Consider the following 21,642-nt stretch of genomic DNA (forward strand, 5'->3'; position numbering starts at 1 on the left):
TTTGTAAACTTAATTTTATTTAAGTTAAGTTAAGATGGAATATTAGTATAAGGTAATTATTATGAAAACTATAAATATACTTTTATTTATCTTACTATTTTTAATCCCTTCAGCACTATTTGCAAATAAAGAACAAGTAGTATTACAACTATCATGGTTACATCAATTTGAGTATGCAGGTTATTATGCAGCTAAAGAAAAAGGTTTCTATGATAAAGTAGGTCTTGATGTAATTATTAAAGAGATGAATTATCTTAGAAAAGACTCTGTTATAGATGATGTTTTATCTCAAAAAATAAATTTTGCAATTTCATATTCAAGTATTATAGAAAGATACTTAAATGGCGATGATATAATCTTTGTAGCAAATTTTTTAAAACGTTCTCCTTTAGTTTTAATTTCTCAAAAAAATATAAAACTTCCAACTGATATGATTGGTAAACGATTTATGGGTGGAAAAGATGCTTTAAAAAACACCTCTTTTAATTTAATGCTTAGTCAATTTAATATTAGTGAGAAAGATTTTATAGATGTTCCACAATCTTTTAGTATTGATGATTTTATTCAAAAAAAAGTTGATGTCACTTCTATTTATCTAACTAATCAAACCTATACTTTAAATAAAGAGCGGGTTGACTATAACATTATAAATCCTGAAGATTATGGAGCAGAGTTTTATGTAAATAATCTATTTACTTCTAAAACAGAGTATATAAAATATCCAAATAGAGTAAAAGCTTTCAAAATTGCTACTATAAAAGGTTGGAAATATGCTTTAGAACATAAAGAAGAGTTAGTTGATATTATTTTAGAAAAATATAACTCTCAAAATAAGACAAGAGAAGAACTACTTTTTGAAGCTAATCAGATTGAAAATCTAATCTTAAAATCAGTATATCCTTTAGGGAGTATTGATATAAATAGAGTAAAAAGAATAGCTGATACTTATGTTCAACTTGGAATAGTAAAAGATAAATCGAGGTTAAGTAAATTAAATAATTTTATTTTTGAACCAGAGATAAATAATCCAATTTTTACAAAAGGACAAAAAGAGTATTTAAAAAAGAAAGAGAGACTTTTTTTATGTATAGATCCTAGTTGGATGCCTTTTGAAGCTATAGATGAAGAAGGGAAACACATTGGTCTTACAAGTGATTATTTTAATATTTTTAGAAAAGAGCTAAAAATTCCTATTACTTTAGTAAAAACTAAGAGCTGGAGTCAAACTTTAGAATATATGAAAAGTAGAAAGTGTGATATTTTATCACTAGCTATGAAAACAAAAGAGCGAGAAAAATATCTAAATTTTTCTTCTGCTTATATTACATCCCCTCTTGTTTTAGCTACAAGACCTGATATAACTTTTATAGACGATTTAACTACTTTAAAAGATAAAAAAATAGGAATAGTAAAAGATTATAGTTTTGAAAAAACTTTAAAAGATAGATATCCTTATTTAAACTTTGTACAGGTAAAAAATGTAGATGATGGTTTAATGAAAGTTATAAAAGGTGAGATTTTTGGTTTTGTAGGAGTTTTACCAATTGCTGCATATAAATTCAAAGAGAGTTATCTTGGTCAGCTAAAAATTGCTGCAAAATTTGATGAAAAGCTAGAACTTAGTATAGGATTTAGAAATGATGAACCAGAACTTGTACATATTTTTCAAAATCTTTTATCAAGAATTGGGGATGAGGCAAGACAGTTTATTTATAATAAGTATGTGGCTATCTCTTATGAAAGCAGAAAAGATTATACTTTGGTTTGGTATATAGTTATCTTCTTTGTTTCTATTATTTTAGTTTTTGTTTATTGGAATAGAAAATTAACTTCTCAAAAAGAGGAGACAGAAAAACTATTAAATGAGTTAAAAATTACAGAAAAGCTTTTAGAAGAGAAGAATGAAAAGTTAGAAAAACTTTATATTACTGATAAGCTTACAAATGTATATAATAGACAAAAATTAGATGCAGAGTTAGAAAAAGAGATTTATAGAAGTGGAAGAACTGGATATAAGTTTTCTATGATAATGGTTGATATAGACCACTTTAAAGAGACAAATGATGAGTATGGTCATCAAGTAGGAGATATTGTTCTTATTGAGTTTGCTAAAATTTTAGGAAGTGATTTAAGACAAATGGATGTACTTGGTCGATGGGGAGGAGAAGAGTTCTTGATAATTTGTCCTCATACTGAAAAAGAGGGTGCAATAATAAAAGCAGAAGAACTTAGAAAAGCTATTGAAGATTATAACTTTACAAAAGTAGGGAAAAAGACAGCAAGTTTTGGGATAACTACTTATAAACAAGGAGACACAGAAGAGAGTGTTTTAAGTAGAGCAGATAAAGCATTATATGAAGCAAAAGCAAAAGGTAGAAATAAAGCAGTATTTTTGCTATAATTGAGCAAAAAGAAAGATTATGACCCCTGCTATAAATCTACTTAAAAAAAATAAATGTAATTTTAAAATCCTAAAATATGACCATGACCCTGAGTGTACAAATTATGGTTTAGAAGCTGCAGAAAAACTAAATTTAGATGCTAATCAAGTATATAAAACATTATTAGTTGAATTAAATCCAAAAGAGTTAGCAGTTGGGATTATCCCTGTAAATTGTATGATGTCTTTAAAAAATATTGCAAAAGCTTTAGGTGCAAAAAGTGCAAAAATGGCAGATAAAGATGAAGCTCAAAAAACTACAGGATATTTACTTGGTGGAATTTCTCCCTTTGGACAAAAAAAGAGATTAAGAACAGTTTTAGATGAGAGTGCAAAAACTTTTAAAACTATTTATGTAAGTGGTGGAAGAAGAGGCTTAGATATTGAAGTTGATATTAAAGATATTGAGAAGTTATTAAATCTAACAATTGCAGATATTACTTCAGAATAAAATTTATAAAATATTTTTAGTTATTTTTAATTTTTAATATTTTTCTTAATTTTTTAACAGTAGTATTAAAGCAAATATAACAAAAAAAGGATATTTTATGAGTACTACTTCTTCTGATATGAACGCGATTTGTTCTCAATTACTTACTCCTAATGATTTAGAGATATCAAATGAATTATTTGAAAAAGTTTTAAAAGATGGTGTTGTAACACAAATAGAAGAAGTTAAAACTTCTAGTAGTATAAAGATATATTCAAAGAAACAGATATTTTTATCAGAGATAACACCTATTTTACATGATATTGGATTTGTTATTGTTGATGAAGTTACTTATAATATTCAAAACAATAAAGATAGTATTTTTGTTTCAAGATTTAATCTTAAGATAAAAGATAAATCAGAACATAATAAAATAAATGACTCAAAAATAAATCTTGAAAATATTATTACAACTTGTTTATTAGATGTTACACAAGTTCACTCAAAAGTATTTTCTTTAGTTTATAATGAAAATTTCAATCTAAAAAATATTATGCTGGTAAGAGCCTTTATTGAGTATTTAGACCAAGCAGTACTAACAATAAATTCAGCAACAATTTTACATACACTAATTACTCATCATAAAATTACAGCCTCTTTTGTAGAATATTTTTGTATTAAATTTAATCCTAAAACTACAAAAAGAGAAGAGAAGTTAAAAAAGCTTGAAGAAAAGATAAATGAAGAGATTAAACAGATTCCTCAAATTATGGATGATAGGATTTTAAAATTAACTTTCTCTTTTCTACAATCTTTATTAAGAACAAATTTTTATTTAAATTCACAAACAATTGCTTTTAAAATAGATACAAAAAAGTTTGGCGAAAACTTAAGAGGCTTACAACCAAATTTAGAAAACTTTATTTATCATCCTGCTTTTTATGGAGTTCATCTTAGAATGAGTAATATTTCAAGAGGTGGTCTAAGATGGTCTGATAGACATGAAGATTATAGACAAGAAGTAAAATCTTTAATGATTACACAAGAGGGTAAAAACTCTATTATTATTCCAGATGGTTCAAAGGGCGGATTCGTAATAAATAAAGAAGCAAGTGAAGTAACAAAAGAGTATTTCCAAGAGATTTACTCTATGTTTATAAATGCAAATCTTGATTTAGTTGATAATATGGTAGAGGGAAAAGTAGTTTCAAATCCTGAAATCGTAAAATATGATGAAGATGACCCTTATTTTGTAGTTGCGGCAGACAAGGGAACTGCTTCTATGAGTGATGTTGCAAATGAAATTGCAATAAAAAGAGGCTATTGGTTAGGAGATGCTTTTGCAAGTGGTGGAAGTAATGGGTATGGTCATAAAGATTTAGGAATCACTGCTCGTGGAGCAATAATGTCAACAAAGAGATTCTTTATAGAAAAAGGAATTGATATATATAAAGATGAGGTTTCTGTTGTAGGTATTGGTTCTATGAGTGGAGATGTTTTTGGAAACGGTTTAATTGAATCAGATAAATTCAAACTTCTTGCAGCTATTTCTCATAAAGATATTTTTGTAGATCCAAATCCTGATTTAGCAAGTTCATATAAAGAAAGAAAAAGACTTTTTGAATCAAAAAATGGGGGTTGGAAAAACTACAATACCAAACTAATCTCTTCTGGTGGAGGAATCTTTAATAGGCATGATAAAGAGATAGAACTAAGCCCTGAAATCAAAGCTTTAGTAGGAACAAAAAAGAGAGTTGTAAGTGGAGAAGAATTATGTCAACTACTTCTTACAATGGAAGCTGATTTATTATTTAATGGGGGAGTTGGTACTTATGTAAAAGCAAGTGATGAAAACTCTATTGATATTGGGGATAAACAAAATGAAGCAGTAAGAGTTGATGCTTGTGATATTAGAGCAAAAATTGTATGTGAAGGTGGAAATCTAGGTTTCACACAAAAAGCAAGAATAGAGTATGCTTTAGGTGGAGGAAGAATAAATATTGATGGTATTGATAATGCAGGTGGAGTTGATACTTCAGACCATGAAGTAAATTTAAAAATCCTTTTAAATACAATAGGAACAACTCAAAATCTTTGTAAAGAAGAGACTCAAAGTACTTTAAACTCAATGACAGAGCAAGTTGTAAGTTTAGTATTACAAAGTAATTATAATCAAGCTTTAGCAATCTCTATTGATGAAAGATTTTCAAGAAGATATCCAAATGATTTTCTAAAAGTTATTGAGGTTTTAGAACAAAATATTGAAGCCTTTGATAGAAAAGCTTTTTTTATACCAAAGAATGAAAATATTCATGAGGTTGTAGATATTGATGGTTCAATTGTAAGACCTGTTTTATGCTCTTTATTCTCTTACTCAAAAATTTTTGTAAAGAAGATATTATTAAATTCAACGCTTATTGATGAGCAATTTGCACTTAGATATTTATATAGATATTTCCCTAAATCATTTGTAGGTGCATATGAGCATGAGCTACTTTCTCATCCTTTAAAAAGAGAAATTATTGCTACAAAAATTGCAGATACAATTATAAATTCACAAGGTTGTACTTTTATTAGTGAGTTCAATAAACTAGGAGAAGAGAGGTTTTTATTAAAAGTAAAATCTTATCTTATTGCAAAACAATTATTTGGTGCAAAAGATATAAGAGCAAAACTATATTCACAAGATTATATTATGGATGTAGAGCGGCAATATAGCCTAATAAATAAATTAGAGTATACTCTTTATGCTAGTACAAAATGGATGGTTAAGTATCTTAAAAAGAATCAGCTAGATGCAGCACATATTCTTGACCATAAACAAGAGTTATTCTCTTTATTAGAACAAGTACATCAACAAAAAATAGAGAACTTTATAGAAGGGGATAAGGAATTTAACCAGTTCTTTACAGTGATTGATTATCTAAGGTTTGCAATTCCAGCAATTGTGATTAAATCTTCTACAAATCACTCATTTAAAGATGTAGTAACTCTATTTTATCTATTAATCCATGAGTTCAATATCTTAGATATTATTATTGCTTTAAATAGAGTAAAAATTATCTCAAGAAATGATATGGTGCTTAGAAATCAAGTTTTACAATTTATTGATTTTATTGTTGTTGACTATACTAAAAAGATATTAGATTTCCAAAGGGTAAATGAAGACCCAGATGCAGCTTTTGCAAGTTATATTAACAATGAAAAAGATATTTTCTATAAAGTAAGAGATAATTTAGATACTTTTATGACAAAAGAGAATAAAGACATTAAAGAAATAGCCGTTACTGTAAATCAGATAATGGTATCTTTATTATAATTTTAGCTTAATTTATATCATAAGTTCATCTTATGACTATTATTTTAAGTTAAAATGATATATATTACTAAAAAGGAGTAATCATGAAAAGTAATATGGATGATGAACTATCTTTAGAAAAGATTGATGATTATAATAATAAAGAGTCAAAACAAAAAAGAAATACTGTTAGATTAGTTGTGATTTTTTGTTTATTAGTAGGTGCTGTACTAGCTTATATGAAATATAATAGTCAAGTTGACGATTATGTTGGTACAAAAGATGCACCAGGAATAAATACAAGTAAAAAATAGATAATATTTAAAAACAGTACCCTAAAAAACTCTTGTTAAAATAAAATTGAGTATAATATTTTAACACACTTTTTAGGGTATTCATGAATATTAAAAAATTTAATTTTTGTAAGTTTTCTATTTTATTATCAATAGTTCTTTTATCATATATTTCAATCACAACATACATAGAGTTTTTTAGCAATAATGCTATTTCTACAAAAGAATTTTTTACTATAAAAATTATCTCTTTATCAATCATTTTTATAACTCTTGCTTTAATCTTTACTTTTTTTAAAATCTATAAAAATAAATATATAGAAAAAGAGATTATCCAAAGAACAAATGAAATTTTAAATGAAAATGAAAAGTTAAAAATCCATTCTCACATAGATACTTTAACTCAATGTTTAAATAAAAAATATTTTATGGAAAGATTTAATGAAGAGATAAAAAGAGCTATAAGAGATAAACAATATTTGTCATTAATAGTTGTTGATATTGATGAATTTAAAGCTTTTAACGATATTTATGGTAGAAGCGAAGGGGATGAGTGTTTAAAACTTATTGCGAATATTTTAGTAAATCATTGTAATAGACCAAGTGATTTAGTAGCAAGATTTGAAGGGGATGAATTTTATATTCTACTTCCAAATACAAATGAGCCTTTAACAATTGCAAATAAGTGTTTAGATTCAGTAAGAAGATTAAATATTCCACATGATAACTCTATTGCTTCAAATATTCTTACTATTAGTATGGGAGCTAGTACTTTATTACCTCTTCATCCAGACCAACAAGAGGAACTTCTTTTAAATGCAAAAGAGGCTTTATCTCAAGCTAAAAAGTCTGGACGAAATAGAGTTTTATAATTAGTGATTATCGTGAGTATTCATCATCCAAATTGAGAAGATGTCTATATAGTTCCAAAAAGATTCTTTAAGATCTTCTTCTAAGTCTAAACTATTTAAAACCATGATATAAGACTCTAACCAAATTCTTCTAGCTTCTTGAGTAATAGCAAAAGGCATATGTCTTGCTACCATTCTTGGTGCACCTCTACTTTCATCAAAATATCTAGGTCCTCCACAAATTTGAATAAAAAAGTCAGCTGAATGTTTTTTTGCCATTTCAAAACCTTCATCTGTAGGAGGGAAAAGACCTCTGATATTACTTTGTCTTAATAAATCATAATGGTCAGAAACCATTTTTCTCATCCCTTCTTCACCTAAAGCTTCTAAGATTTTTGGATTTGGTAAAGATACTTGTGGTCTTGTTCCTACTTGAGCAGGAGTTATCTTATATTGCATTATATATCCTAATTAAAATTTAGGAAGAATATACAAAATTTTATTTATAAGTTTTAGAAAGTTTAAAAATTAAATAGGGGAATTCAACCCTATTTAATATAATTAGATTTTTTATCTTCTTTATCTAGTTCTTGACCTATCTCTTTGTATCTGTTGAAATAGAACTCTACAAAAGATTTAATCTTTGAATCAAGAGGCATAAAGTATTTATCTTCTTTTTTAGCAAACTTTTCTAGGAATAAAGTTGCATCTTTTTTATCTAAATAGTGTTGTGCTAAGTCGCTATATGTTTTCACATACCACTGTTTTAACTCTTCTATTTTAGAACTGCTTAAATCAATACTTAGTTTTTCATTTTCAAAATCTAAAATATTTACTTCAAATAGACCAGTTAAATGAATTAAACCTTCACAATAATATGGTTGAACTTCATCTACTTCCATCCATCCTATAAGTCCTACAGATCTTTTTACTAAATCTATTAAAACATGCTCTTCTAAATCTTTCTCATCATCTTCACTATCTAAGAAAAATGAGATAAGTCCACCTGTAGTAGCTTTGAACTCTTCTATATTTTTGAAGTTACCTGTTTCATTCATCACAGTTTCTGTTTCATCATCACACCATAAAATATGTCCATACTCATGTCCAATAGTACTTATATCATATACTTGGTGCCATTTATCAGTCTCATTAAATAAAAACTCTCTATCTTTTTGAAGTAACTCTTGTCCAAAGATTTCTCTACTTAACTTTAAAAAAGGTTTTGCTCTTGATGTTTGTAGTATCTCATCTGAAAAAGCAAATATTTTTTTACCTTCCTCTTTTGATACTATTTCATCATTTGGTACAACTTGTGCTGAAAAAAGTCCATTGAATTCAGCTCCAAAAAATAGAGCAGGTCGTCCAATATATAGTTGTACTTTATCAAGTGATTTTAGTGAGAAATCATAAGTATTTTGATATTTTGCTGATTTCTCAAACTTATCAAATATCTTTGCAAAAGCAGCTTTGATTTTATTTACACGGTGGTCATTTTGTGCAAAGTGTGGATTTGTAAGTCTAATATCCCACTCTAAAGCAACTGCTTTTCTAAAATGGTCTTCATAATATTCTAAAGGGTGTCCAATTTGAACTGGTGCCTTTATCTTCATCCAAGCTCTATCAACATCCGCCCATCTTTCAACCAGTAAGTGAGTTTTATTCTCTGAAAATGCTTTTATAAGTGCTTGAATATATAAAATATAATCCCACTTTTGATTATAAATATCATCTTCTAACTCTATAAGTTTTTCTTCAAACTCTTCTAGCTCATCAATCACAGCTGTAGTTTGCTCTTTGAAGCTTTCAATATAAGCTTTTGATTTATATTCACCTTTCTCTTTTATAAGTGCAGAGTAAGACCTATCAGCTTCAATATTATTGTGTCCTAAATCAAAAAGTTTATGCTTTTTTAAATATTCAAAAACCTTTTTTTCATCCCCTTCAAACATATTTAAAAGCTCTTTATTTATTCCGTTTATAATATGTGCAGTCCAAGAACTTTGCCAAGAAGACATTTTAAGACCTACTTTATAAACTCCCTCAAAAATAGCTTGATAAAAAGGAGTTAAAAGATTATTGTGTTTAATATACTCAACTGTATTTTTATGTTTCTCATGCCAATAATCTCTTACAAAACAATATGCTTTCTCTTGTAAAGCAATCACTTCATCCTCTTTTTTCCCAAGTTTTTTTAGAACTTGAACTAAAGAGTCATCTCTTAAATTTACAAGTCTTGTAACAAGAGCTAGTCTTAGATTAGAATCTAATTCTAAACCAAGTTTTTGTGCAAACTCTTCTATAATAGTAAGTTTGTCTAATTGCTCATCTTCTAAATATGTTATTAATTTGTTTATATTGTTTTTTTGTAAGTCTAAATATTCGTAAACTTCTGCTAAATCATTTAAAAATTTATCATTCATTATAAAACCTTTTTATTTTTTAAAAAAGGTATTCTAACATAAAAAAAATTTTATAAGATATATGAAATAAGTTAGTTAAGTTTTAATTAGTTGTTCTAATCATCAGAATTTTTTTTGCCACATCTAGGACAGGGATTTGCTTTATTCATATAACAAGTAAAACAGTACATAGTATCACATGTTTTACAAGTAAGTTTGCAGTGTTTGCAGACAAAAACAGGTCTTTTTTCGTTTTTCCACTCTTTTTTCTTGAATAAATTAAAAAACATAGAAATCCTTAATTGTTTATGTACTTTAGTATAAGATTTCAAATAAGTCAATGATTAATATCAATTTAAATTTTGATTAGCACTCAAAATAAAAAAGTGCTAATTTTTATTTAAACTTTAGCTTCCTTTTATAAAGTTGTGATAAAATTCTTCTATAAAAAATTAAAAAATATAGGAGAAATTTATGGCAAAACATCAATTTCAAACTGAAGTAGGTCAACTACTACATTTAATGACTCACTCTTTATATTCAAATAAAGAGATTTTTATTAGAGAACTTGTATCAAATGCAAGTGATGCAATCGATAAATTAAACTATTTAAAATTAACTGATGATAACATGAAAGCAAAATTACCAGAAAATTGGACTGGTGAAATCAATATTGCTTTTGATGAGACTGATAAGTCTTTAACAATTGTTGATAATGGTATTGGTATGAATGAAGCAGATTTAATCGCTTCTATTGGTACTATTGCAAAATCAGGTACAAAATCTTTTGTTGAAGCTTTAACAGGAGATGCAAAAAAAGATTCAAACCTAATTGGACAATTTGGAGTAGGTTTTTATTCTGTATATATGGTAGCTGATAAAGTAGATGTTATCTCTAAAAAAGCTGGAGAAGAACAAGCTTATAAATGGTCTTCAGATGGAACAGGAGAGTTTGAAATTATTCCTGTAACAAAAGAGACAAATGGAACAGTTATCTATATCAAACTAAAAGATGAAGAAGTAGAAGAGTTTGCTAGTCAATATAGAATTAAAAATATTATTGGTAAATACTCTAATCATATTGCTTACCCAATTTACTTAAATTATTCAGAAGAAGTGACAGAAGAGCTTTCAGAAGAAGAGAAAAAAGAGGGTAAAGAACCTAAAAAAACAACTGAAAGAAGACATGAGAAAATAAATGAAGCAACAGCTTTATGGACTCAACCAAAATCAAAAGTAAAAGATGAAGAGTATAATGATTTTTATAAATCAATCTCTCATGACTCACAAGACCCATTAGCTGTAATTCATACAAAAGCAGAGGGTGTAAGTGAATATACAACATTATTCTATATTCCTAAAACTGCACCAATGGATATGTACAGAGCAGATTATCAACCAGGTGTAAAACTTTATGTAAAAAGAGTATTTATTACAGATAATGACAAAGAGTTATTACCAACTTATTTAAGATTTGTAAGAGGTATTATCGATTCTGAAGATTTACCACTAAATGTTTCAAGAGAAATCTTACAAGAAAATAGAATCTTAGCAAATATCAAACAATCTTCTGTAAAGAAAATTTTATCAGAAATCAAAAAACTTTCTAAAGATGAAGAGAAATATAAAGAGTTTATTGCTCAATACAATAGACCACTTAAAGAGGGAGCTTATCAAGATTTTACAAATAAAGATAAAATCTTAGAGCTTATTAGATTCAAATCTAGTAAAACTGAAAATGATGAAATGACTTCTTTAGAGAAGTATATTGAAAATGCAGATTCAGAGCAAAAAGCTATTTATTATATTATTGGTGAAAATGAGAAAGTATTAAGAAATTCTCCATTATTAGAAAGTTATAAGAAAAATGAGATTGAAGTTCTTATCTTAGATGATAAAGAAATTGATGAAATTGTAACTCCAATGTATGGAGCTTATAAAGAGTGGGAATTTAAAGATATTACTTCTTGTGAAGCTCCAAAAGTAGAGCAAACAGAAGAAGAGAAAAAAGAAGTTGAAGAAAAATTTGAATCTATTACGAAAAAAATCAAAGATATTTTAGGTGAGGCAGTAAAAGATGTAAAAGTTACAAATAGACTTTCTGAATCTCCATCTTGTGTTGTAAAAGATGCAGGTGACGCACAAATGGCTCAAATGATGCAAATGATGAGAGCAATGGGACAAGAGATGCCAGACTCTGCTCCAATCTTAGAAATCAATCCTGACCATGAGATTGTTAAGAAGCTAAATGGTTGTGCTGATGATAAGATGATTGAAGATGTATCATGGGTACTGTTAGACCAAGCGAAACTGTCTGAAGGTATGGAAATTACTGATGCGGTTTCTTTTGCACAGAGACTTTCTAGAATTACTGCAAAAGCATTATAGAATAATGATTTAGGTTCATCTTCGTCGTCGAAGAGAACCTATCTCTCAGTCATTTACTCCTTGTAAACTCCTTCGAAATAGAACCCCTTCTTCTAGAATCTAAACCAAACTCATTATTCTATATAAGAATTATAAAACAAATCAAAATCTAATTTTAAAACTATACAAAAATTAATCACTAACATAGAAATATAATAATAAAATATGATTCAAATTTTTAATAGGATTATTTATTATGTTTAAAAACTTTTTCTTTACTATATTCTTATCTCTGATTTTCGTCTCTTTTTTAGAAGCTTCAAATGAAAAAATAAATCAACAAATATTTGAACTAAAAACTTCACACGATTATGCTCAAAAAATAAATGATGAAAAAATCACTCTTATCATGGGACAGATAATCCAAAAAGAGAATGAGATAAAAGAGTTAGAGAAAGAATTAAAAGAATATGTGAATAAAGAAGATTTAGAAAGAGAAATAAATTATCAGAATAATAGAATAGCAGATATAAATTCTCACGTAGATAAGTTGTCAATAAGTGTAACAGTAGTTGGCATTTTAATAACTGTTATTCTTTTATTGTTTACAGGAACATTTTTTTATGTATCAAATAAAAAGCATCTTGAAAAAGTAGATGAGTGGATAAATAAAAACAAAGATAAAATTCTTGAGCCAATACATAAAGAAGGAAATGATTTATTAAGAAATATAGAAGATAAGGCATTAATGTTTTATCAAGATCAATTAAAAGAGTTAAACCTTGATAAAAAGCTAAACGAAAATCAAAAACAAACAGAAACAGAAATCTTTAATAAAGTTAATAAGTTATTAGAACATAAAGAAAAAGAAAAATATACTTATAATGATTGGAATTCAAAGTTTCTGGATTATTACTATAAAGAAAGATATGAAGATGCATTAGAAGCTATTGATAATGCAATTAGTAAATCTAAAAATAATTCAGAATTAGTAACTGCATTAGTTAGAAAGGGTTTTATTCTTGGGCAATTGGAGAGAAATAATGATGCAATTGTTATATATAATGAAGTAATAAATAAATTTAAAAATGATGAAGGAGCAGTTATTAAGGAAAAAGTTCTTGATGCATTGATTAATAAAATAGAAATGAACTTAATTGAGAATAATGAAAATAATGAAGATGATTTATCTCTTTTTCATTACTTATCAAAAGAGAGAAAAGAAAACTTAATGAAGTATTCAATGTTAAGAATAATTGAGAATGCAAAAAAAATGAATCAAGATATAGAAATCAAAAAATGGAAAAGAGAGTTTAGTGATACAAAATTTACAAACTGGTTTTTTGATGAATTAAAAAACTGGATAAATAAATATGAAGATGAAGTAGTTAAAGAGAGGCTTTTAAGATATATAGATATCTTTGAAAAGCACAATGAAAGTGTAGAGGAAAACTAATCTTAGATTAGTTTTCTAAAGTATCCTCATCTTCTGATTCAACTTCTAAAGTTTCCTCTTCTTCTTTCTCAGGTCTTTTTTCTGCTCTTGCAAGTATCTCTAAGTAAAAAGTTTCAGCTTCAGATTTAGCTGCTTCATCAATAGATTTTGTGATATCTGCAAACTCTATTACTTTAGGTTCATCATCACCTATTGCAAATTTACAATCGAAAAACCAAAAATCTTTATCTTCTGGTAGTGTTTTTCTTTTTTCTCTTTTGATATATTTTCTTACTTCATATTTAATAGAATCTACAACTCTATCAGGGTGTTTGTTTTCTTGCTTTAGTTTAAAAGTCTTTTTCAATATTTACCTTTGATTTTATGTTTTTGCAATTGTATCTAAGTTTTTAGAAGATAGAAATATTTTTGGAAGAAGATTTGGAAATTAAGTAGATATAAACTCTAAATATAATTATGACATTTTAGGTTTAAAATATTCTTTCAAATAATTTTACCTTATATAAATAATTATTTAAAAAATAAGTTTGGTTAATATTACATTTTAATTTTGGAGTATAAAATGAATGATTATAAAAACAAAGAACAAATAAAAGAGTATTTAGCTTTATTAGAAAAAAAGGGTTTTGAAGCAAAACTATTTTTAAAAGAGTTACTTTTAAATGCAAACAATGCTTTACAAATAAAACAAAACTGTGAAGACAAAGAAGTAGACTTTGAAGCTATGATGGAAGTATATTTTGAGCCAAGCGATAGTTCTATAACTATTGTTGACAATGGTATTGGTATGAGTAAAGAGGAGTTAAACTCTTTTGTAAATGAAAGCTCATATAAAAAAGTAGAAAAAGTACTTAGTGATAACTCTTTACTTGAAAAAGAGCTTGGTTTATATTTTATTTTTGCTTTAGCACAAAAAATAAGTATTATCTCAAAAAAACACAAAGAAGATACAGCACACAAATTTATCTCAGACCTGAATAGTTTTGATATTGCTCCTTGTATAAATGAAGATTATTCAGGAACTGTTATTTATATCAAGTTAAAAGATGAGTTTGCAAAAGAGTTTACAAATAAAGAGAACTTAATCTCATATCTAAATGACTTAAAAGAGTCTATTTCTTTTGATTTGTTCTTAAGTTATTATGATGAAAACTTTCAAGAGAAAGTAGAAAAAATTAACTAACAAATAATATTTTAGGCTACCTTTATAAAACTCAGATATAATACTTAGTAATACTATTTGGTATTACTCATAGTTATATGTAATATTAAAGGTAGTCATATGGAAACAGATTTTTTAATCGTTTTTACACTTGTTATTCTTATCTCTTCATTTATACATGGAAGTATAGGTTTTGGTCTTGGTCTTATCTCAACTCCAGTAGTTGCACTTTTTACAGATATTCAAACAACAATCACATACATAATAATCCCTACAATGATAGTAAATCTTGTAAGCATTCTAAGCGAGGGTAAGTTTTTTGAAGCTTTACGGAAGTTTTGGCTTATTATTTTGCTTATGGTTATAGGAAGTGTAATTGGAACATATATCTTGGTTTACTACAACTCTGAGTATTTTAAACTTATACTTGCATTTATAATTTTCTTTTATCTTTTCCAGTCATTAGTAAACTTGCGAGCTAGTTTTATAGCAGATTATCCTAAGTCTTCAACTTATGGATTGGGACTTGTAGGAGGAGTTGTATCAGGGCTTACAAATGTTGTTGCACCTCTTACTATCATGTATACTTTAGAGTTAAAGTATTCAAAAAAAGATACAATTCAACTATCAAATTTATGTTTTCTTTTTACAAAAGTAGGGCAAGTTGCTACTTTTGTTTATTTTGGAGAGTTTAGTTCACAAGCAGTACAAATATCATTTGCAAGTATGTTTATAGTCGCTATTGGACTTTATTTTGGTATTAAAATAAAGAAAAAAATAGATGCAAAATTTTATGCAAAGATATTAAAAGTTTTACTATTTATTATTGCTTGGGTTTTAGTTTTTCAAACAGTTGAGTTTTAAAGGTACAAAATGGATTCAAATTTATTAAAAGTTTTTATAGCAGTTGCAAATACAAACTCTATTTCTCAAGCTGCAAAAGAGTTAGAGTTTACTCAATCAAATGTAACTCTTAGAATTAAACAGTTAGAAAAAAATGTAGGTTACTCTTTGTTTCATAGAACAAACAGGGGTGTTATTCTTACAAATGAAGGGGAAAAACTTTTCCCTTTTGCTATTGAGATTATAAAAAAAGTTGAAGAAGCTAAGGTTCAAATGAGAAACTTAGACTACCAAGAAGTACTTAAAATAGGTGCAACTCAAACTTTTACTACAAGTAGCTTGATGCCTTTTTTAGAAAAATTAAATAGTGACTTTAAGCAGATGAAATTAGAATTTACAGTTGATAGTAGTCTAAATTTGATAGATAAACTCTTAGACTATAAACTAGATATAGCTTTTGTAAATGGAAATCCTCATCATAAAGATTTAGAGATTTTAAATATCTTTGAAGAGAAGATGGTTTTAGTAGAGCCTTTGACTAAAGAGCCTCAAAAGACTTGTTTTGTATTTAAAAAATCATGTGCAAACTGTGCTACTTTAGAAACTTATATTAAAAATACAAGAGATGAAAGCTACAAAACAGTTGAGCTAGAAAACTTTGAATTAATCTTAGGTTGTATAAAAGCAGGTTTCGGAATAGGTTTATTATCTCCTAAAATTATTGAAAAATTTGGATATACAAATAAAGTTAAAACAACTGAAATAGAAAATTATCTTGATACTCATTTGATTTGTAGAAAAGATTATATTCCTATAATCCATGAATATTTAAAGAAAATGAGTTTATAAAATAATGTAAAAATTATTTGTATAATCGCGTCAAAATAGTCAAAATAATTTTCATATAATAAATATACAACTTTATTGACAAAATGTAACTTTTACTTCCTGAAAATAGGAAATTCCAAGCTAGTTTAAAATTTTCTTGTTATAATCTTTGACATTTTATGCTAGGGAGAAAACATGAAATTAACAAAACTACTATCAATTGCAGCTATATGTGCTGTAGCAATAAATGCAAATGCAAGCGAAAGATTAACTTTAAAAGCAGCAAAATCTTCAACTTCTTATTATCAAATGGCAGTACAAATTGGAGAAAATGTTAGTAAAATTACAAATAAAGAATTAAGTCTTACTATAGAAGAGAGTCAAGGTTCTGTACAAAATGTAAAAGAGCTAAGAAAAAGAAGTGGAAATTATGTTTTTACAACACCACCAGTTTTACTTAAACTAGCTAAATCAAAAGAGGCTATGTTTAAAAATGATAACCCTGCTGATTATGAAAAAGCAAGAGCTCTTTTTCCTATTCCATATTTAACTATGCATATGGTTGTAAAAGCTGATTCAGGAATAAAGAGTTTTGAGGATTTAAAAGGGAAATCTTTACTTATTGGTAAAGGAAGTTATGGGGCAAGAGAAGCTAAAAAATATATTGAACTATTTGGTTTACAAGATGATGTGAAGCTTATTGGAGCTGAATTATCTGGTGCAGTATCTGCACTTAAAAATGGTCAAATAGATGGTTTTGCAACTTCTAGTTCTTATCCTGCACCAAATGTTATTGAAGCAGGAGCAAGTACAAAAATCAAACTTCTTTCTATGAGTGATGAACAAATTGCACTTACAAAAAGAGATAAGATAGTTATTCCTGCTGGAACATATTCAGGTGTTGAAGAAGATACTTCAACTACTACTTTACCTGTTGGTGTTTATACAACTACAAAAATGAGTGAAGAGACAGCATACAAACTTACAAAAGCATTTTGGGAATCAAAACCAGCTTTAGAAAAACAAAACTCTTGGTGGAAAGCTATTCAGTTTGAAAACTTAGAGATGTTTAATACAAAGCTTCATAAAGGTGCCTTAAAATACTACAACGAAGTTAATGCAACTATTCCTGAGAGATTAAAATAAGAGTTTAATCTATGAGTGAAATACAAAATAAGTTACTATCACCTAAATATGTGATAGTAGCTACCTTAGCATTGTTTACCGTTGGTTTTCATATCTATTTAATTTTTACTGGTCTTATGCCAAATTTAGTAAGTAGACCTATTCATTTAGCTTTAGTTTTACCTTGGGTTTTTTTATTAACACTTGATGAAAATATATCAAAGCTTACTAAGTATATTGGATATATCTTATTAGTTTGTGCTATGTTTTCTTCTTATTTTATAGTCACAAACTATTCCCTTTTAGAAGAACAATATGGCTCTTTAGAAGGACCTTTACAATATTTTGTAGCTATTAGTTTACTTCTTGCAGTTTTAGAAATGGCAAGGCGTGCAGTAAAATTAGCACTACCTCTAACAGCAGCAATTGCCCTTGCTTATGGTCTTTTAGGACACTATATTCCCGGAGACTTTGGACATAATGAAGTACCTTTAGAGAGTTTTTTAGGAACACTTGTTATTTCAGAGGGTGGAATTTATGGAAGTTTAACAGGGGTTTCTGTAAATGTCGTAGCCGTATTTGTTATTTTAGGAGCTTTTGTAGGTGTGGGAGAGGGTGGAAATGCTTTTATGTCACTATCTACTAAAATTGCTGGAAGATTAAGAGGAGGAGCAGCTAAAGTATCTGTTTTAGCCTCTGCTTTTTTTGGCTCTATTTCTGGTTCTGCTTCTGCAAATGTTGCTTCAACAGGAGCTTTTACAATTCCTACAATGAAAAAACTAAAATACCCTTCAAGTTTAGCAGGAGCAACAGAAGCAGTCGCTAGTACTGGTGGACAAATTATGCCTCCACTTATGGGAGCAGGGGCTTTTATTATGGCTGAGTTATTAGGGGTTCAATACTCTGCAATTATGGCTGCAGCCATTTTCCCAGCTATTTTATTTTTCTTTACGGTTTGGATTGGTATTGATGTTTTTGCAAAAAAATATAACTTAATAGCAATGAGTGATGAAGATATTCCAAAACTAAATATTGTACTTAGACTTAGTCCTTTTTTTGCTATTCCTTTTGGGATACTTTTATATGCTCTTTTAATTATGGGAAAAACACCTCAATTCTCAGCAGCTTTAGCAATTTTTGCTTCAGTTTTTTTACTTCTAGTAAATAGAGATTGGAAGATATCATTTAAAGAGTTTCTTTTTAAATTTTTAGATGGCTGTATTACTGCTTCAAGACAGATTGCAACAATTGCTTCTGTTATTATTTGTGCAGGTATTATTATTGGAGTTTTAAATGTAACTGGAGTTGGTGTTAAAATAACTTCAGCAATACTATTTTTATCAAATGGGGAACTTTTTGCAGCTTTACTTCTTACTGCTATTGCTTGTTTAGTTTTAGGTATGGAAGTTCCTACAACAGCAGCATATATCATCTGTGTCTCAATTGCTGGACCTATTTTAGAAGAGTATGGTTTAAGTGCAATTCAAGCACATCTATTTATTTTTTGGTTTGCTCTTTTATCAACTATTACACCTCCTGTTTGTGGAACAGTATTTATTGCTTCTGGTATTGCACAAACAAACTGGTTGAAAGTTGCCTCAAAAGCTATGAAATTAGGAGTTGGTTTATATATCGTTCCTTTAGCTTTTATAGTAAATCCTTTTTTAATAAAACCAGATACTCACTTCTCTTTTGCTCTTTTATCTTTTGTAAAGATTGCGTTAGGACTTTGGTTATTATCTAATGCTTTGGTAAATGATAAACAAAAAACTTCTATAAGAATAATATTTGCTATTTTGGCTTTAATAATAGTATTTATTCCTTTTCAATAAGCTACTTTTTTAGTAGCTTATTTATAATAATTTAAGCATAGAATGTTATATTTCTTTCATTAAAAATATGAAGGAAATTTATGTCAAATATTATAATTAGAGATGCAGTAGTTGAAGATTCTCAAACTATTTTAAATTTTATTACAGAACTTGCTATTTATGAAAAAGCTGAACATGAAGTAAAAACTAATGTGGAGCAAATTAAAAAAACTATTTTTGGTGAAAACTCAACTGTTAATGCTTTTATTTGTGAAGAAGATGGAGTTGCAATTGGTTTTGCAGTTTATTTTTATAACTATTCAACTTGGCTTGGAAAAAATGGTATTTATTTAGAAGATTTATATGTATCTAAAGATAAAAGAGGTGTTGGAGCTGGAAAAGCTATCTTAAAGCATCTTGTAAAAAAAGCTTATGAAGAAGGTTGTGGAAGAGTAGAATGGTCTTGTATAGATTGGAATACTCCTTCAAGAGAATTTTATGAATCTATTGGTGCAGCATCACAAGAAGAGTGGATTGGTTATAGATTAGAAGGTGATACTTTAGCAAATTTTGCTAATAGTTAAAAGAAGTAAAGATGGAAGAGTTAGATCTTTTTTATTCACAAATGAGTGAAGCTTCAACTTTAACAAAAGAGAAAAAGTTTGAAGAAGCATTAAATCTTTATGCAAAAATTTTTGAAGAGTATTTGGATACAAAAGAAGAGAGAATTAAAGAGTATCTTCCTTATACTTTATATAACAAAGCATTAATCTATGCAAACAAAAAAGAGTATAAAAAAGAGTTAGAGCTTTATAATGAACTTCTTTCAAAATTTATCTCAAATATCTCTTCTGATAGTGAGCTTATTTTTTCAAAAGCTTATATGAATAAAGCGGTTTGTATTCAAGAATTAAAAGGGGAAAGAGACTCTTTAGAAGTTTATAAAGAGTTTCTTCAAAACTTCAAAGAGACAAAAAATAAAAAGATATTAGAAGATATTGTTCAAGCAAAATATAATCTAGCTTTTTTATTAGGAAAAGAAGAAAAAGATAAAGAGTCAATTGAAGCTTATGAAGATTTAATTGCTACTTTTAAAAACTTTGAAGAGGAATATTTTTTAGAGTTTGTAGCAAAAGCTTTAGTAAATAAAGCAAATAAACACAAAGAGCTTTATGAGTTTGATAAAGCTATTGAACTTTTTGATGAGGTAATTAAAAGCTATCAACAATTTGTAAGACAAGTTGCAATTTCTTATCATAATAAAGCAGCTATCTTAGCAGAACTTCAAGAAGAAGAGAAGTTGAAAACTATTTGTGATGAGATTATTGAGAAGTTTTCAAATGTTCATGATGAATTCATCATGAACATTGTATCTTCAGCAGAAGTTCTAAAAGATAAGGACAAATTTAACAAAAACTGTTTTTAATGACCTCGTCCTAACATCTCAGATGCTTCCATTACAATCATGAAAGCATCTTTGTCTGTTTGTTCAATAATCTCTCTTAACTCTCCCAGTTTTTTCACATCAATAACCATAAAAATAAGAGTTTTATCATCTTGTTTATTTAGAGCATCTCCTTGAATAAGTGTACCCTCATGTCCAAGTCTTTTAGTGATCTGCGCTCCTAACTCTTGTGGTTTTGAAGTTGTAATATGAATAACCTTTGTAGTTAAAGTACCAGTTAATACAATATCAATAGCCTTTGCAGTTGCGTAAATACTCATAATACTTAAAACAGCTTTTTCAAAATCTTTAAATACATAAATAGAGCTTACTACAATAATAATATCACTAATAAGAATTACTTGAGCAGGTTTAATATGAGAATTTGAAGCTATGATTTTTGCAATAATAGTTGAACCACCTGCACTAGAGTTTCCTTTGATTATAAAACCTACACCAAAACCAATAATTACTCCACCAAAGATAGCAGCAACAAGAATATTTGAAATAAGTAAATCAAAGTTTAGTGTATATGAAAACAAATCAATAAATATAGAGATTAGTGCTACAGTGATAACTGTTTTTAGGGCAAATAACTTTCCAAAATATTTCATTCCCCAAATTAAAAGAGGTATATTTATTGCAATAACCATTGTTCCCACAGAAAAATCACTTAGCTTATGTAATAAAATTGCAGCTCCTGGTGTTCCACCCGTAGTAAAGTTGTGAGGAATAAAAAATAGTACAACAGAAATAGAGATACAAATAGTACCAAGAAGGATATAAAAAATATTTTTCAATTCATTTTTATTAAAAATTGTTGACATATGTTCCTTTCTTATTTTTTTGGATTATATCAAATTAATTAAAAGAATTCATAAGGTATTGAAAA

The 21,642-nt window shown here is 27.6% G+C and carries 18 protein-coding genes; 14 read left to right on the top strand and 4 right to left on the bottom strand.

Annotated elements, in window-relative coordinates:
* Window positions 1-61: 61 nt before the first annotated feature.
* From ABIV_RS03755 to ABIV_RS03775, 5 genes are all read left to right on the top strand, one after another.
* On the top strand, window positions 62-2,401 hold the full coding sequence (locus tag ABIV_RS03755) for a diguanylate cyclase (RefSeq protein ID WP_114838627.1): 2,340 nt from the start codon (window positions 62-64) through the stop codon (window positions 2,399-2,401).
* 19 nt (window positions 2,402-2,420) lie between these two features.
* A complete protein-coding gene (ybaK, locus tag ABIV_RS03760) occupies window positions 2,421-2,891 on the top strand; it encodes a Cys-tRNA(Pro) deacylase (RefSeq protein ID WP_114838628.1) in 471 nt (156 codons plus the stop codon).
* A gap of 97 nt (window positions 2,892-2,988) precedes the next feature.
* Entirely contained in the window at window positions 2,989-6,189 is a 3,201-nt protein-coding gene (locus ABIV_RS03765; protein ID WP_114838629.1) for an NAD-glutamate dehydrogenase domain-containing protein, read from the top strand.
* 83 nt (window positions 6,190-6,272) lie between these two features.
* Window positions 6,273-6,482, top strand: a complete 210-nt coding sequence (locus ABIV_RS03770; RefSeq protein WP_114838630.1) for a hypothetical protein — start codon at window positions 6,273-6,275, stop codon at window positions 6,480-6,482.
* An 83-nt stretch (window positions 6,483-6,565) separates the two neighbouring features.
* Entirely contained in the window at window positions 6,566-7,333 is a 768-nt protein-coding gene (locus ABIV_RS03775) for a GGDEF domain-containing protein (RefSeq protein ID WP_114838631.1), read from the top strand.
* On the opposite strand, the gene ABIV_RS03780 is transcribed toward ABIV_RS03775, so the two are convergent.
* A complete protein-coding gene (locus ABIV_RS03780) occupies window positions 7,334-7,771 on the bottom strand; it encodes a globin domain-containing protein (protein ID WP_114838632.1) in 438 nt (145 codons plus the stop codon).
* A gap of 89 nt (window positions 7,772-7,860) precedes the next feature.
* The gene (gene ciaB / locus ABIV_RS03785) at window positions 7,861-9,735 is read right to left on the bottom strand and encodes an invasion protein CiaB (RefSeq protein ID WP_228254332.1); all 1,875 of its coding nucleotides are present in this window, start codon (window positions 9,733-9,735) and stop codon (window positions 7,861-7,863) included.
* A gap of 453 nt (window positions 9,736-10,188) precedes the next feature.
* On the opposite strand from ciaB, the gene htpG reads away from it, so the two are divergent.
* Window positions 10,189-12,102 (top strand): molecular chaperone HtpG, encoded by a 1,914-nt coding sequence (gene htpG / locus ABIV_RS03790; RefSeq protein ID WP_114838634.1) that lies wholly within the window; start codon window positions 10,189-10,191, stop codon window positions 12,100-12,102.
* Window positions 12,103-12,337: 235 nt separating this feature from the next.
* Window positions 12,338-13,537, top strand: coding sequence for a tetratricopeptide repeat protein (locus tag ABIV_RS03795; RefSeq protein ID WP_114838635.1), 1,200 nt, complete (start codon window positions 12,338-12,340; stop codon window positions 13,535-13,537).
* A 7-nt stretch (window positions 13,538-13,544) separates the two neighbouring features.
* Here the strand turns inward: ABIV_RS03795 and ABIV_RS03800 are convergent, their stop codons facing one another.
* The gene (locus ABIV_RS03800; RefSeq protein ID WP_114838636.1) at window positions 13,545-13,883 is read right to left on the bottom strand and encodes a DUF6172 family protein; all 339 of its coding nucleotides are present in this window, start codon (window positions 13,881-13,883) and stop codon (window positions 13,545-13,547) included.
* Between the two features lie 216 nt (window positions 13,884-14,099).
* Here ABIV_RS03800 and ABIV_RS03805 point away from each other — a divergent pair, with 216 nt between their 5' ends.
* The 7 genes from ABIV_RS03805 to ABIV_RS03835 all read left to right on the top strand — a co-directional run bounded on the left by ABIV_RS03805 (window position 14,100) and on the right by ABIV_RS03835 (window position 20,732).
* Window positions 14,100-14,720, top strand: coding sequence for an ATP-binding protein (locus tag ABIV_RS03805; protein WP_114838637.1), 621 nt, complete (start codon window positions 14,100-14,102; stop codon window positions 14,718-14,720).
* Window positions 14,721-14,819: 99 nt separating this feature from the next.
* Complete coding sequence (locus ABIV_RS03810; RefSeq protein ID WP_114838638.1) at window positions 14,820-15,563, top strand: sulfite exporter TauE/SafE family protein; 744 nt, start codon at window positions 14,820-14,822, stop codon at window positions 15,561-15,563.
* 9 nt (window positions 15,564-15,572) lie between these two features.
* Window positions 15,573-16,391 (top strand): LysR family transcriptional regulator, encoded by an 819-nt coding sequence (locus tag ABIV_RS03815; protein ID WP_114838639.1) that lies wholly within the window; start codon window positions 15,573-15,575, stop codon window positions 16,389-16,391.
* A gap of 174 nt (window positions 16,392-16,565) precedes the next feature.
* Window positions 16,566-17,516: a TAXI family TRAP transporter solute-binding subunit gene (locus ABIV_RS03820; protein ID WP_114838640.1), complete on the top strand. Its 951-nt coding sequence runs from the start codon at window positions 16,566-16,568 to the stop codon at window positions 17,514-17,516.
* Window positions 17,517-17,527: 11 nt separating this feature from the next.
* The gene (locus ABIV_RS03825; protein WP_114838641.1) at window positions 17,528-19,327 is read left to right on the top strand and encodes a TRAP transporter permease; all 1,800 of its coding nucleotides are present in this window, start codon (window positions 17,528-17,530) and stop codon (window positions 19,325-19,327) included.
* 80 nt (window positions 19,328-19,407) lie between these two features.
* The gene (locus tag ABIV_RS03830) at window positions 19,408-19,890 is read left to right on the top strand and encodes a GNAT family N-acetyltransferase (RefSeq protein ID WP_114838642.1); all 483 of its coding nucleotides are present in this window, start codon (window positions 19,408-19,410) and stop codon (window positions 19,888-19,890) included.
* Window positions 19,891-19,901: 11 nt separating this feature from the next.
* Window positions 19,902-20,732 (top strand): tetratricopeptide repeat protein, encoded by an 831-nt coding sequence (locus ABIV_RS03835; protein ID WP_114838643.1) that lies wholly within the window; start codon window positions 19,902-19,904, stop codon window positions 20,730-20,732.
* Here ABIV_RS03835 and ABIV_RS03840 read toward each other — a convergent pair.
* The gene (locus tag ABIV_RS03840; RefSeq protein ID WP_114838644.1) at window positions 20,729-21,577 is read right to left on the bottom strand and encodes a YitT family protein; all 849 of its coding nucleotides are present in this window, start codon (window positions 21,575-21,577) and stop codon (window positions 20,729-20,731) included. The genes ABIV_RS03835 and ABIV_RS03840 overlap by 4 nt on opposite strands.
* Window positions 21,578-21,642 lie beyond the last annotated feature (65 nt).

It is taken from the genome of Halarcobacter bivalviorum, from assembly GCF_003346815.1.
Classification (GTDB): Bacteria; Campylobacterota; Campylobacteria; order Campylobacterales; family Arcobacteraceae; genus Halarcobacter; species Halarcobacter bivalviorum.